Raw genomic sequence first — 14,579 nt, forward strand, 5'->3', positions numbered from 1 at the left:
GAATTCTTCATTTTTATTTATAGATGATTGCATAACAAACCAGTGCGCTTACCGCTAATAAAGACAAGAATAATAGTGATGCTTGTTTCTTGTTTTTAAACTTACCTTCAACAAAACAAACAACCATCGTCAATCCTGCGCTTATGGCAAAGGTATTTCCCAAGTATAGTGATAATTGTTTATTTATCTCAAAGGCATCCATGAATCTGTTAAAGATAAAATTAAAAACAAGAATGAAGCTAAAAAATAGAAAGGCACTTTTGTAACTAAAAAAGTGGATTCTAGAAGTTGAATTCATGTCCTTTCCCCCCTCTCAATTCATAAAAGGAGTTTGGAGCATTTAGTCCCAAACTCCCTTTTAGGTATTCCTTATAAAGCGATATTTTTATTATCCGTTGTTTCCACCATGTTTTCCTGCGCTAAAAGCTTTTTATCGTACATCTTAAAGAATGGCAGATAAATAATAACGGAAATAGTTAAATTCACCATCACTAGAACAATGGCTCTCCAATCACCGCCTGTTGAAAGGTAGGCACCTATTGGAGCGGGCAATGTCCAGGGAACCATTACATATGTCGGGTTCACCAGTCCGATGGACGTTGCTATATATGCAAGTGTTGCACCAATTAGCGGTGTAATGATAAATGGAATAATCAGTACCGGGTTTAGTACAATTGGCATCCCAAAGATGACAGGTTCATTGATGTTAAAAATGCTTGGCACAATTGTTGCTTTCCCCATTGCTTTACTATAGGTAGACTTTGCCGTTAAGAGCATGGCTATTACTAAACCCAATGTTGCACCAGACCCACCAATCCAAATAAACCATTGGAAGAATGTTTCAGGAGCGATGTGGGGAATTGCCTTTCCAGCTGCAACCGCTGCAGAGTTATTCCCCAAGTATACTTCCCATACCGGGCGAGCTACGGCACCTACGACTGATACGCCATGAATACCAAATGACCAAAAGAATGTAATCAAAAATACTGGAATTAATACACCTGGCAATGTATCGCCTGCACTGATGAGTGGTGCAACCGCTTTATCGACAAGTGAATGTAAATCAACAGCAAAAACGACTGTAATTAAAGTCATAACAAGCAGTACAATTGAAACTGGTATTAATGCTTCAAATGAACGGGCCACTGAAGTTGGAACAGAATCAGGCATTTTGATTGTGATATTTTTTGTCTTACAAAGACGTAAAATTTCGACAGCAAAAATGGATACAATCATTCCTACAAAAAGACCATGGCCTCCGAGGTTTGTCATTGGCAAAACAAACCCCACATCATCCATCATCTTTACACCAATTGTGAACAGGAAGGCTGCTAATGATAGTAAACCTCCAGATAGCGGATCAAGTTTATAGCTTTGAGATAAACTGTAGCCTATACCAAAAGTAATATATAGCGTCATGATAAACATCGTTAATCGATATGGAATTAAAATTTCAGCTATATGTTTTGCAGACCATTCACCTAATGCAGTATCTGCTGCAACGGGCGGAAATGCAATGATCAAGAATAAACTGCCAAAGATGATGAAAGGTAACGCAGAAACCACACCATCCCGAATCGCGCGTAAATGTTTTTGCTCAGACAATTTAGCCATAGGTGTTGAAAGATTATTTTCTAAAAAAGCTACAAACTTGTCCATTCGTGTTTTCCCCTTTTACGTTTAGTGAAAAGAAATAGTAATTAGTTTATTATTTTGCTAGTTCCGTTACCAGTTTTAATAGTTTAGGTCCGCCAAGAGGGCTGTAAGCTTGGGCTGGAATGGCTTCACATGGGACGCCCGCTTCATCTGCCGATGCCTTAAAGCCATCGAAACGATGTTTGACTTGCGGAGCTACCATTGCAACATCCCAGCCATTTCGTACTTCTGCATCAAATTCTTGAGTGCCGACTGCCAATACTTCTATGGTTACACCCTGTTTTTCCCCTTCCTTTTTTAAAGCGCTTACAACGATTGCACTAGACATTCCACCTGAGCATACGAATAATACCTTCATTCTTTGTTCCTCCAATTTTTTTATTTTTTTTATAAAAAGCGTTAAATCGTTTTTCTTATGAATCCTTGTGCTTTCACTAAACGATTTGAGGCTTCTTCATATGAAACATTCGTTAAAATCATGACAATTGCAATTTTAGGCTGGGCATTTGCCTTTTTTAAAAATTCATCTGCAATTTCATAGCTACAGTCAGTAGCATCCATGATAATACGTTTTGCGCGTTCAACTAGCTTTTCATTAGTTAACTGTAAATCTACCATTAAATTACCATAAACTTTACCAACTCCAACCATTGAGGCGGTGGAAAGCATGTTGCATACTAACTTTTGCGATGTTCCAGCTTTTAAACGGGTAGAACCCGTCAGGACTTCAGGCCCGTTTACAACTTCAATCGCAACTTTTGCAATCTTACCTATCTCAGAACCTTTGTTACAGCTTATCGACACAGTTCCTGCACCAACTTGATTGGCATATTCCAATCCAGCAATAACATATGGAGTGCGTCCACTAGCTGCAATGCCCACTACCACGTCCCTGTTTGTTAATTCGATTTTCTTCAAATCTTCAGGACCTAATTCAAAACTGTCTTCAGCACCTTCAACTGCCTTAATGAAAGCCTTTTCCCCACCGGCTATAAGACCCACAACTTCACTAGGATCGGTATTAAATGTCGGGGGACATTCTACTGCATCCAATAACCCGATGCGCCCGCTTGTTCCTGCACCCATGTAAATTAATCTGCCGTTTTTTTTCATGGCTTCGACGATCATCTCCACGGCTTTAGAAATTTGCGGAAGTTCTTTTTTTACACAATGGGCAACTTTAATGTCTTCTTCGTTCATTACCTCTAAAAATTCAAGTGTTCCCATTTCATCCAAACTCATGGTCTTTTCATTACGACGCTCTGTCGTTAAATGCTCTAGCATACATATCATCCTTTTTTATTTCAGTGGTGAAAGTGGTGAAACTTTTTTAGCTATAGAGAATATATCATTATTAAAAATTAATTTCAATATTGTGTATACATTTTTAAAAATTAATTTTAAAATAAACGGTAGATAGCTAAATGATTGTTATCTTTCTACTAAAAATTAGAAATGATTGACTAGCCATTTTATGAACCAAACCTCCGATTCTTTTTATTGTTTAAATCTTATCTCACTATTCATAAGTGACAAATTCATATATTCATTATTTGTTAACGCTTACAAATAATTAAATATAAATATTATAATGAAATGAGGTTGTACTATTGATGAATGAAAGAATTACAAAGACAAGATTTGGTTCACTGGCGCTAGCCGCTTTGGTGGGCGGATCACTTCTCCTTCCATCCGATTTGATTGCACATGCAGAAACGGGGACTATCCCTCAGCAAACTACTTATGTAAAACAGGAACTGCGCGCAACTTGGATTGCAACTGTATTAAATATTGACTGGCCGTCCAAACCAGGTTTATCCATATCAGCACAGAAAGAAGAATTCATAAAATATTTGGATGAACAAAAAGCAATGGGGATGAATGCTGTAGTTATGCAAATTAAACCAACTGCAGATGCTTTTTACCCTTCTGAATACGGTCTTTGGTCAAAATATTTAACAGGAGTCCAAGGAAAAGACCCTGGGTATGACCCTCTTGCATTCATGGTAGAGGCAGCACATGATCGTAATATGGAATTTCATGCGTGGTTTAATCCATATCGCATTACTATGCCTTTAGGTAAGACAGCTGAATTATCGGATATTGATAATCTTCCAGAATCTCATCCTGCTAGAAAGCACCCTGATTGGGTCATACCATATGGACAACAGTTGTACTTTGACCCAGGCATTCCTGGCGTACAACGGTTTGTGATCGATGGAATAATGGAAGTTGTTAAGAATTATGATATTGATGCAGTCCATATGGACGATTATTTCTATCCTTACAAAATTGCAGGAGTACCTTTCCCAGATGAAATTTCCTATCAAAAATATGGAGCAGATAGATTTACAAATGTGGAAGATTGGCGAAGGGATAATGTAAATAACCTTGTTAAGACTATAAATGAAGAAATCAAAGCAGAAAAATCATATGTGAAGTTTGGTATAAGCCCATTTGGAGTTTGGCGCAACAAAGCAGTTGATCCCACAGGATCTGACACTGCCGCTGGACAAACGAATTACGATGATTTATATGCGGATACCAGAACGTGGATCAATAATGGATACATTGATTATATTGCCCCTCAATTATATTGGAATATAGGATTGCCAGTAGCTGACTATGCCAAACTTCTTGATTGGTGGACAAAAGAAGTCGAAGGTAAAAATGTTCAACTCTATATTGGACAAGGAGACTATAAAATTAATACAGAGTCCAATGGTGTCCAAAACTGGTTCAATCCTGAAGAAATGCCAAACCAGTTAAAACTGAATCGAACATATAAGGAATTTGATGGAAGCATGCATTTCAGTGCCAAAGATTTACGGAAAAACCCCCTTGGGATAGCGGATCGCTTAAGCGAGGATATTTATAAGCATCCCGCATTGGTTCCTGCCATGCCTTGGATTGATGATCATGCCCCAAAGGCTCCAAAGGTGAGCAAGGCAACACAAGCAGGAGATGGAATACAATTTGAAATTCACGATCACAAGCAATCAGATGCATCCTATTATGCTATTTATCGTTTTGATGGGAAGAAAAAAGGAAACATAGAAGACTCAACGAACTTACTTGCCACAGTGCATAAAGAAAATAAACGTCAATTGTTTATTGACGGCAGTGTAGAAAAAGGAAAGACTTACACATATGTTGTGACTGCCTTAGACCGAACCCACAATGAAAGTAAACAAACTAAACAGATTAATATAAAAGTAAAATAATCTTCAAGAAATAGCTTTACGGTTCAAGTGGCGCATGCCAGTGAACAATGGACGTAAGGTATATATTAAACAATATATTAGAAATGGTCTTATCTTAGTATCATATACTGTTCATGCTAAATCAGGATTATAAAAGAATCGAAGTAGGTGGAATGACGATGTACATAGTTGGATTAATGTCCGGAACATCGCTGGATGGAATTGATGCCGCACTTGTTCGGGTGAATAATAGTGGACTCGAGACTGAAATGGAAATGATTGAGTTCATGACATGCCCTTTCCCAAAGGATATTGAAAAAGAAATTATCCAGTCTTTATCTGCAGTCACATCCAATGTTCAATTAATATGCAGTTTGAATTTTAAATTAGGAAAATTATTTGCCAATGCGGTAAAGGAAGTTTGTCATAAAGCTGGATTTCCCATTAATAAACTGGATCTTATTGGATCCCATGGACAAACCATTTACCACCAGCCTTTAAAGGACCAAAATTATATACCCTCCACTTTGCAAATTGGGGAAGCCGCAGTAATTGCTCACGATACAAACACACTAGTAATCTCTAATTTTCGTACGATGGACATGGCAGCTGGTGGACAAGGAGCTCCTCTTGTTCCTTTTACCGAATACATTCTTTATAGAAGTGAAGTGAAGGGAAGATTACTTCAAAACATAGGGGGCATTGGAAATGTAACCGTCTTACCCAAGCAAGCATCTCTTAATGACATGTATGCTTTTGATACAGGGCCTGGAAATATGATCATTGATGAAGTATGCCGCCAATTGTTCAATATAAGCTATGACGAAGGTGGTAACATAGCTAAACAAGGAAAAATCAATGACGAACTTTTATCTTATTGCATCAGTCATCCTTTTATTATGAGCCCTCCTCCAAAATCAACTGGCAGGGAATTGTTTGGCAAGGAATATGTATTAAAACTATTAAAGATGTTTGAATCACTTCCAAGTCAAGATATTTTAGCAACAGTAACGATGTTTACAGCAAAGTCCATTGTGGAGAACTATCAAAATTTCATCTTTCCAAAAACCAATATTGAAGAAGTGATTATTGGCGGCGGTGGAAGCTATAACAAAACGTTATTAAATATGATTCAATTACTGCTTGGAAATTCTATTCAAGTCTTGACTCAAGAAGATTTGGGATACTCTTCCGAAGCGAAAGAAGCGGTGGCCTTTGCATTACTTGCAAATGAGACTTTCCATGGTAATACAAGTAACGTTCCCAAGGCTACCGGTGCTGACTTCGATGTCATCCTTGGAAACATGACCTTCCCTCCTTTATATCGAATTAGTAAGTAAACATAAGATAAAATATGTTTACTAAATGCCTCCCTTCCCCCTTAGATTTCTTAGGGGGTTTTTTCATTTGATCCGTCATAAATTCACTTTAATGGCAATCACCTAGTATGATTGCGATCCCCCTTACATATCTGTAAACGTCCCCCCCACTTGGAGTATTTATTCTGAAGCAGCTATTTGAAGAAAATAACGTCATATTTGGATTTTCCATTGAAGGAACGTATGCTTTTTAACCATTGGAAAAGAGCAGGAGGCACATCGATATTTGATGTGCCTTCTGCTCTTTTTTTTGCCTGAAGAATCATGACGGACTCTTCTATTTTATTACTTACCAAGCTGCATGGAGACATACTTCACTTCCAAATATTCATCCATGCCGTAGTGTCCACCTTCCCTGCCTAAACCACTTTCCTTCATGCCTCCAAATGGTGCTTGGGCAGTGGATGGGGCACTGTCATTAATACCGACAATCCCATATTCAAGACTATCCGAATAGGCAACTGCCTTATTTAATGACTCGGTATACACATAAGCTGCCAAGCCAAAATTCGTGTTATTGGCACGATCGATCGCTTCTTGATCGGTTTTGAATGTACTGACTGGCGCAATTGGCCCAAATGTTTCTTCCTGCATGCACAGCATATCATCCGTTACATTGGAAAGTATGGCTGGTGCTATAAAATAGCCTTGTTTTTCATCTACTTTTGAGGTTTTATGGATGATAGCCCCTTTACTTGCAGCATCCTCTAATTGAAACTGAACTTTTTTTACTGCGGCTCCATCTATCAATGGACCAAGATCGGTTCCTTCCATTCCATTTCCAACCTTCAAAGTTAAGACGGCTTCTTCGAAAGCTTCTAAAAACGGCTGTTCAATTGTCTCATGGACATATATTCGGTTCGCACAAATACATGTTTGTCCAGCATTTCTGAATTTCGATTGAATCAAACCATTTACTGCTTCTTCGATATTAGCATCCTCAGCAATGATGAACGGAGCCAATCCACCGAGTTCAAGCGAGACTTTTTTTACTGTTTCTGCCGCCTTTTTCATTAGATGTTTTCCTACAGGAGTGGAGCCAGTAAATGTGATCTTTTTAACACGTGAATCATTCATCCAGACGTCTGACACATCTCCCGGTTTTTGTGTTGTTACAATATTTATCACACCTGCCGGAATCCCTGCTTCCTGGGCACTCTCAACTAATAGCAAAGCGGTCAAAGGCGTTTGTTCCGCGGGTTTGATGACCACGGTACATCCTGCAGCAAGGGCTGGCGCCACTTTCCTCGTGATCATGGCAGCAGGAAAGTTCCACGGGGTAATGGCAGCAACGACACCGACTGCCTGCTTTTGCACTAAAATACGCTTTGAAGCAACAGAGGCTGGAATGATTTCCCCATAGTTACGCTTTGCCTCTTCAGCAAACCATTTCACGAAACTTGAAGCATATTTCATTTCACCTTTTGCTTCGGCCAATGGCTTTCCTTGTTCCAGTGTCATGATCGTTGCGATTTCATCCAGCCTGTTCTCAATGATCGTGTACCACTTCTCAAGTAATTCCGCCCTATGATATGCACTGGTTCTCGACCAAGTCAGAAAAGCAGCTTGAGCTGCATCCACAGCAGCCTTTGCCTCTTTTTCATTAGCGTCCGGAACATACCCCACAGGCTCCAATGTTGCTGGATTTTCAACTACAAAATGACGCTCTGTATGAACAGGTTCGCCGTTTATATAAATTGGCCATTTTTCCACTACTTTTTTCATCCTGCTTTAATCTCCTCTTCTTCTGCATGATCTGTAAAAGTCTTATCATTCTCACCTTTGAAAAAGTCCTTGCCATATAGAAGGACACATAATAGAATTCCCGCTGCAAACGCCATTCCAGCACCTTTTATAACAAGGATGGCAGCGACGACCCCTGCAATTCCCAGGTCACGTTGGCTCTTCGCCTGCATCACACCGACGCGTACGCTAACATATCCTTGAACCAAAAGCGTTAGGGCCAAGGCCACACCGAGAATTGGTTCAACCAAGCTGACTACCGGCAATAAGAATAACCCTGTATTCGTACCCCAACGGAACGAGCCAGCACCGCCGAAGAAAGAATTCATGGCTTTCTTGCCATTCTTGAACCGTTCTACAACCACGACCTGCATGGCTGCCCACAACGGACCGCACATTGTTATATCAGGTCCGATAAAACTCATGATCACATTTCGGCCGCCAAAAATTAAATGAGCTCTGTTTGGATTATAGTCCACTTTTTCATCTTCCCTGACCTCATCGGATTCAGAAAGCAATGCTTTTGTTTTCAGCACATCCCCGAATACAACTAAATAAGTGGCAAAAACAGCTGGAATCGCACTTAAAAAGAAGGTCAAGGCAGGGAAACCTAAACCGAACACAGTATAGTCCGACCAAAGCGTAGCAAAGTCCGGACTGCTGAATCCCCATTGAATATCAGGCCATTTTGCTTCACCAAAAATAGGGGCTACAAAGACCGCAAGCAAGATTGCTGGCAATATCCCTAAATTGCCTATGAATACCCAAACTTTATTTCGCATTTTTAACTTTCCGAAATTTTTCGAAAAAAGCAAGTAAAAGGCAAATCCGATACAAATGCTTATTGTATAAGGAAATAAATCAAACTTTCCACCCACTTCGAAAATGGATACGACAGCACCAATTCCTGCCCCTAAAATGATGCCTGATTTAATTGCATTCGGCACTAATCGTACGACCTTACTGGCAAGTCCGGTCATTCCAAGCACTATCGATAAAATACCTAATGTTAATTGAAATGCAACGAGTGCATAGACCCGATCAGGTCCTTCCGGAAATTGCCCGACGAACAATACAAGCAATGGAACCGCAGGTGTAATCCAACCTGGTATAACTGGGTCCCCGAGTAAATGATGTGCTAAATACAATAATCCATTCAAGACAACGACGGCTAGAGCTACATCAAAAGGCATCCCCAGATGGTCTGCAAGCAGTGTAATCGCTCCAAGGTCAACTGCACACATCAATAACCCTTGAACATAGTCAGGCCACTCAAAACGATAATGGACAAATGGAAGTCTAATTTTAAAAGGTCCCGCAGGTATATACGATGTCTCATCTCCGTAGCGACGGTTTTTCCATTTCATATTGTTTCCTCCACTTAAAAGCCATAGGCTGAACGGTAAATTTTTTCGATATCCCGAACGTTTAAGGCACGGGGATTATTGCGAAGTAAACGAACTTGTTTGATGGCCTCAGCAGCCATTTCACTTAAAGCCGATTCAGGAATGTCAAATTCACTTAGTGACTCAGGTATATCAACGTAACGGCATATTCTGGTCATCGCTTCTATAGCTTTATCCGCTGCCTCATCATCATTTAAATGATTGACTTTCTCTCCAAGTGCTTCAGCAATGTCTCTGAACCTTTCCAAACATGCAATTTTATTCCACTTCATGACAAATGGCAGTAATAATGAATTGCTGACTCCATGTGATAAATGGAAGCGGCCTCCAAGCGGATAAGCTAAGGCATGGACAGCTCCAACACCGGCATTTCCAAAAGCTAACCCTGCCATTAGGCTTCCCGTGATCATGGCTTCCCGTGCTTCCAGATTATCTGGTGCAGCATAAGCCTTTGGTAAATTTTTTGCGATCAACTTCATGGCCCCAATTGCCAAAGCATCTGTAACGGGCGAAGCAAATTTGGAAATATAAGCCTCTACCGCATGGACAAGTGCATCCACTCCGCTCGCAGCCGTCACACTTGGCGGGCAAGTCAGCGTCATCACGGGTGATACGATCGCTACATCCGGTAAAAGATATGAACTAACAATTCCCTTCTTCACTTGTTCTTTTTTGTCCGATAAAATTGAAATATTCGTCACTTCAGATCCGGTTCCGGCAGTCGTCGGTATGGCTATTAAAGGCAAACCCGGAACTTCAATCAAATTCGTTCCGAAATATGTCTCGATGCTACCCGAATTTGTAGCCATAACGGAAGAGGCTTTCGCAATATCCATCGCACTTCCCCCGCCTACCGCAATCAGTCCATCATGATTTCCCTCCCTGATAGACCGCACACATAGCTCTACGATTTCAATTTCCGGTTCAGGATTCACATCCGAGAAAATACCGTATGCTGATGAAAGTAAATCCTCAACCTTTTGCACTACCCCGGCATCCAGTAAAACTTTATCTGTAACTATCAACGGATTCTTCATCCCTAATCGCTTAACCTCATCAGTCAGCTGCTGTAAAGAATCTGATCCTGTCACCAATTTGTTAGCCATTGAAAAAATAGAAATATTCATGGTTATCTCCCCTTTCATGTATTATCTAATGCAGGAATCATGCCAAATTGAAAACGCTTAATTTATAAGGGGGATAACCTTTTTTTCATGGATTACAAAAGAAATAATGAGTAGAAAACAAATCAATAAAACTATTTTGATTCGTTTTCTAATCGAATGTGAAATTTTTTCATTTTTTGCACCAAAGCGCTTTGACTGATATCCAAAGAGATGGCCGCAGCCCTTGTAGTCCCATATTTTTTCATCGCATTCAGGATCAGGGATCGCTCCAGCTCGGAAACGGTATCCTTCAATGAATGTGTTGTAGGTTTTTTTGATAAGACCGGCTGGATGAAGGATGGTAAATTAGGCAAATCAATCGTATCATCATAAGTCGTGACGACCAGTCGCTCTGCAAGACTAGCGAGCTCACGTATATTACCAGGCCACGAATAGTTCGTCAGCCATTCATAGCATTCCGGTGTCATCTTTTTCTTTTCATTATATTTTTCATTGAATTTTTTTAAATACATTTCTAAAAGTGGGATCGTTTCTTCCTTTCGCTGGCGTAAGGGCGGGACTTCAAATGATACGATATTAAGCCGGTAATATAGATCTTCGCGGAAAGACCCTTCTTGAACGAGGGAGGCAAGATCCCGATGAGTGGCTGTAATTAACCTGACATCCACCTCTTTCATTTCGGTAGATCCTACTCTCATAAACTTGTTTTCTTCTACCACTTTCAAAAGTTTTACCTGTAACTCTAAAGGTAAATCCCCAATTTCGTCCAAAAATAACGTGCCACCATTCACTTTCTCGAAAATCCCCATTTTCCCATTCTTAAGGGATCCGGTAAATGCCCCTGGTTCATATCCAAAAAGTTCAGATTCCACCAAGTTCGCTGGGATGGCTCCGCAATTTAATTCAAGAAAGATTTTTTCCTTCCTGGAGCTTTTGGCATGTATGTACTTGGCGATTAAACTTTTCCCTACTCCCGTTTCCCCCTGTAACAAGATCTTCGCATCCGTTTTAGCTACTTTATCAGCCAGTTTAAATAAGGGAGTTGTAGAAGGCCCAATGATTATTTCTTGTAAATTGACTTGTTCCGAGCCAGGCAATAATTGAGAAATAGGTTGGAAAGATAGCTTTTGGCTATCGATCGTGTACTTCATCCGGATTAATTCAGTTATATCCCTTACACTATTTATGACAAATATGACTTCATTCTGTGGCGATAGAATAGGTGTGGCCGATACGATAATCTTTCTTCCATTTCGGATTCTTTGTGTCAAAGTAACTTGATTCTTCGTCCGGATTGAGTCCAATGAAGCAGAAACGGATATCATACCCTGCTCAATTAAATAACTCATCGGTTTTCCGATAATTTCCTCTTCTCTTATTCCGGTAATACGCTGATAAGCTTGATTGATAAATAATGTCGTTCCAGCACCATCCGTGATATATACGCCATCATAAAGGGCATTAAATACAACCCTGCATAAATCACTCTCAAAGAATGCTTGAAATTGTTCATATGGTATTGAGTAATTGCGTAAATTTTGCAGCGGTGCATTTACAGTAATGAAATGGGAAATGGGCTTCGTCAAATCACTCTGCTGCACTGCCGCAGATAACGCCTCTATTGTCAAAAATCCAATGAAATCTTCTGAATCATCCAAAACTTCCACTTCAGTGCTTCCTATGGGAAAACATGATATTGCTTCCTCCACTGTCATATCCGAATAAAACTTAGTCATCAATATTCACTCCTAACCTGATTCCTATATGATACTATGTATAAATGCTGCACCGGTAAAACAAATCAATCCATAAATGCTATTTCTGATTAAAGCGATAAATATGCATCGGAATGACACTTTAATCATACCAATGGTGTTTTTTATGCTCAAATCCATTTTCACTCATCAGAGGAAAACTCCCCCTTTTGTTGTATAGGAAGAAATACTGCGAAAAACTCTCCGTTATTTATAAGCTTAAGAAAAATTTTTTGAGGGTTTTAAAAAGTTTATCTGCAAAAAACCTATCCGTATTTAGAATTACGTTTCAGACTGTAGGCAAACTCGATGAAAATCGAGTTTGCTTATAGTTTTTTTGGCTTGAACAATTTGAACGTTGATTTCACTCCAGGCACTCGCTTTCTGCGGGGTCTCCCTTGGACGCGTTCTTCCCGCATGAGTCTCGTACCTTCCTCTCCAATCAACTTTGTTTTAACATTTAGATAGAACTCTTTTGCCTATAATCTTTTTAAAATAGAAGGATTAAAACCTGAGATAATGAGGGTACTTTTTTAACATATTTCTATTCAGCTAAATCAACTTGAAATATTACTTTAGACCAACTAATGCAAGCGAACCATTTGGTTCGTTAAATTAAGGCTGCCATTGATTAACCTTGGGCCAAAATTTCAAAGGAAATTTAAAAAGGGGTTCGGATTTTTTATTTGCGCACCCCTTTCGTTACAAACCAAAAACCTAATCCGGATTTGGATTAGGTTTTTGGTTTGATTAAAGAATGTTGATTGCTTCATCTCTAATCATATGCTTAATTTGGGAACCAGCCTATCGGTTTTACATCGAGATTAATGTTGATTTGCTTAATTTCCTGGTATTCATCCAAGCCGTATTTTCCTAAACTGCGTCCAATCCCGCTCTGTTTATAACCGCCCCATGGCGCCTCGACATATGTTGGATGATAATCATTTACCCATGTAATCCCTGCACGCACTTTCTTGATCACACGCAATCCTTTTGCGCCATCGTTAGTGAAGACGCCGCCTGCAAGACCGTAGTCTGTATCATTTGCAAGTTTAATAGCTTCTTCTTCATCTTTAAACTTTTGAATGACAACGACTGGACCGAAGATTTCCTCTTGTACGATGCGCATGTCAGGTGTTACATCGGTGAAGACAGTCGGTGCAATGAAGTATCCTTTGTCAAGGCCGTCATCAACAAGACGGTAACCGCCTGCTGCAAGTGTCGCACCTTCCTGTTTGCCGATTTCAATATAATTTAAAATGCTATTCATTTGCGCTTCGCTGACAATTGCCCCCATGTTGCTGTCTTCTGCAAGGCCAGGTCCAACTTTGATTTTATTTGCGCGTTCCACATAGCGTTTTACATATTCATCATAAATGCTTTCTTCAACCAGGATGCGGCTACCTGATGAACATACTTGGCCGGCACCGAAGAAGATGCCAAATAATCCGTAATCGATGGCTGTCTCTAAATCTGCATCAGCAAAAACGATGTTAGGTGATTTACCGCCAAGCTCAAGGGAAATTTTCTTTAAGTTGCCCGCGGCCGCTTTCATGATAGTGCGGCCAACATCCGTACTTCCCGTAAATGAAACAATGTCAACGTCCTTGCTTTCTGCAATGCTTTGACCGACAACAGTGCCGCGCCCCATCACCATATTAGCCACACCTTTAGGGATGCCGACTTCCTCTAGGATTTCAAATAATTTCATTGCTGTTACAGGTGTCACTTCAGCCGGTTTATATACAATGGTGTTACCCGCCGCAAGGGCAGGTGCGATTTTCCAGACACTCATTAGAAGAGGGAAATTCCAAGGTACAATCAAACCGGCTACACCTACTGGTTCACGAACGACCATCGCTTGCACGGGAGCGGGAACTTGATAAGTTTCCCCTTCTGGATGAAGAATCAAACCAGCGTAGTAACGGAAACACGCGGCGGCATCGGCAATATCGAAACCTGCCTCTGCTTTAAGTTTCCCGTTGTCCATTGTTTCGAGAATCGTTAACTCTTCCGCACGTTCATCAATTTTATCAGCGATTTTGTATAGGTAGGAAGCTCGCTCCTGTGCCGTCAGTCCTGACCAGATTCCACTTTCAAAAGCTGCTTTCGCAACTGAGATTGCATTTTCTGTATCTTCCTTGGTGGCACGCGGAGCCCTTGCAATGACTTCCTGTGTTGCAGGATTGATTACCGGGATTACTTCATTTGAAGATGAGGACTGCCACTTACCGTCGATGTAATTTTTAAGCTCTATAACTGCCGTTTCTAAAATTGTCATGTTTTTTGCCTCCGGTTTTCATTATTTTTT

Annotated in this window: 11 protein-coding genes; 2 read left to right on the forward strand and 9 right to left on the reverse strand. The window is 40.2% G+C overall.

Features of this window, described 5'->3' with window-relative positions:
• Positions 1-13: 13 nt before the first annotated feature.
• The 4 genes from MKY17_RS17100 to murQ all read right to left on the reverse strand — a co-directional run bounded on the left by MKY17_RS17100 (position 14) and on the right by murQ (position 2,940).
• On the reverse strand, positions 14-298 hold the full coding sequence (locus tag MKY17_RS17100; protein WP_098370660.1) for a hypothetical protein: 285 nt from the start codon (positions 296-298) through the stop codon (positions 14-16).
• 71 nt (positions 299-369) lie between these two features.
• Entirely contained in the window at positions 370-1,659 is a 1,290-nt protein-coding gene (locus MKY17_RS17105; RefSeq protein WP_098370661.1) for a PTS sugar transporter subunit IIC, read from the reverse strand.
• 49 nt (positions 1,660-1,708) lie between these two features.
• Entirely contained in the window at positions 1,709-2,014 is a 306-nt protein-coding gene (locus tag MKY17_RS17110) for a PTS sugar transporter subunit IIB (RefSeq protein ID WP_061463755.1), read from the reverse strand.
• 41 nt (positions 2,015-2,055) lie between these two features.
• Positions 2,056-2,940 (reverse strand): N-acetylmuramic acid 6-phosphate etherase, encoded by an 885-nt coding sequence (gene murQ / locus MKY17_RS17115; protein ID WP_098370662.1) that lies wholly within the window; start codon positions 2,938-2,940, stop codon positions 2,056-2,058.
• A gap of 329 nt (positions 2,941-3,269) precedes the next feature.
• On the opposite strand from murQ, the gene MKY17_RS17120 reads away from it, so the two are divergent.
• Positions 3,270-4,880 carry a family 10 glycosylhydrolase gene (locus MKY17_RS17120; protein ID WP_098370663.1) on the forward strand — a complete coding sequence of 537 codons (1,611 nt, stop codon included), beginning with the start codon at positions 3,270-3,272 and terminating at the stop codon, positions 4,878-4,880.
• A gap of 158 nt (positions 4,881-5,038) precedes the next feature.
• Positions 5,039-6,199 carry an anhydro-N-acetylmuramic acid kinase AnmK gene (anmK, locus tag MKY17_RS17125; RefSeq protein WP_098370664.1) on the forward strand — a complete coding sequence of 387 codons (1,161 nt, stop codon included), beginning with the start codon at positions 5,039-5,041 and terminating at the stop codon, positions 6,197-6,199.
• A gap of 324 nt (positions 6,200-6,523) precedes the next feature.
• Here anmK and MKY17_RS17130 read toward each other — a convergent pair whose 3' ends face one another.
• The 5 genes from MKY17_RS17130 to MKY17_RS17150 form a co-directional block, all read right to left on the reverse strand.
• A complete protein-coding gene (locus tag MKY17_RS17130) occupies positions 6,524-7,963 on the reverse strand; it encodes an NAD-dependent succinate-semialdehyde dehydrogenase (protein WP_098370665.1) in 1,440 nt (479 codons plus the stop codon).
• Positions 7,960-9,348 (reverse strand): solute carrier family 23 protein, encoded by a 1,389-nt coding sequence (locus MKY17_RS17135; protein WP_098370666.1) that lies wholly within the window; start codon positions 9,346-9,348, stop codon positions 7,960-7,962. Before MKY17_RS17135 ends, MKY17_RS17130 begins: the two co-directional genes overlap by 4 nt.
• Before the next feature lie 14 nt (positions 9,349-9,362).
• Positions 9,363-10,514, reverse strand: coding sequence for an iron-containing alcohol dehydrogenase (locus MKY17_RS17140; RefSeq protein ID WP_098370667.1), 1,152 nt, complete (start codon positions 10,512-10,514; stop codon positions 9,363-9,365).
• 131 nt (positions 10,515-10,645) lie between these two features.
• Positions 10,646-12,250 carry a sigma 54-interacting transcriptional regulator gene (locus MKY17_RS17145; RefSeq protein WP_098370668.1) on the reverse strand — a complete coding sequence of 535 codons (1,605 nt, stop codon included), beginning with the start codon at positions 12,248-12,250 and terminating at the stop codon, positions 10,646-10,648.
• 805 nt (positions 12,251-13,055) lie between these two features.
• Complete coding sequence (locus MKY17_RS17150) at positions 13,056-14,549, reverse strand: aldehyde dehydrogenase family protein (RefSeq protein WP_098370669.1); 1,494 nt, start codon at positions 14,547-14,549, stop codon at positions 13,056-13,058.
• Positions 14,550-14,579 lie beyond the last annotated feature (30 nt).

This window comes from Peribacillus sp. FSL P2-0133 (assembly GCF_037975445.1).
GTDB classification, from domain to species: Bacteria; Bacillota; Bacilli; order Bacillales; family DSM-1321; genus Peribacillus; species Peribacillus simplex_E.

Coding starts and splice junctions, on each gene's coding strand:
- MKY17_RS17100 (WP_098370660.1), bottom strand. CDS start 298: ATGAATTCAACTTCTAGAATCCACTTTTTTAGTTACAAAAGTGCCTTT.
- MKY17_RS17105 (WP_098370661.1), bottom strand. CDS start 1,659: ATGGACAAGTTTGTAGCTTTTTTAGAAAATAATCTTTCAACACCTATG.
- MKY17_RS17110 (WP_061463755.1), bottom strand. CDS start 2,014: ATGAAGGTATTATTCGTATGCTCAGGTGGAATGTCTAGTGCAATCGTT.
- murQ (WP_098370662.1), bottom strand. CDS start 2,940: ATGCTAGAGCATTTAACGACAGAGCGTCGTAATGAAAAGACCATGAGT.
- MKY17_RS17120 (WP_098370663.1), top strand. CDS start 3,270: ATGAATGAAAGAATTACAAAGACAAGATTTGGTTCACTGGCGCTAGCC.
- anmK (WP_098370664.1), top strand. CDS start 5,039: ATGTACATAGTTGGATTAATGTCCGGAACATCGCTGGATGGAATTGAT.
- MKY17_RS17130 (WP_098370665.1), bottom strand. CDS start 7,963: ATGAAAAAAGTAGTGGAAAAATGGCCAATTTATATAAACGGCGAACCT.
- MKY17_RS17135 (WP_098370666.1), bottom strand. CDS start 9,348: ATGAAATGGAAAAACCGTCGCTACGGAGATGAGACATCGTATATACCT.
- MKY17_RS17140 (WP_098370667.1), bottom strand. CDS start 10,514: ATGAATATTTCTATTTTTTCAATGGCTAACAAATTGGTGACAGGATCA.
- MKY17_RS17145 (WP_098370668.1), bottom strand. CDS start 12,250: ATGACTAAGTTTTATTCGGATATGACAGTGGAGGAAGCAATATCATGT.
- MKY17_RS17150 (WP_098370669.1), bottom strand. CDS start 14,549: ATGACAATTTTAGAAACGGCAGTTATAGAGCTTAAAAATTACATCGAC.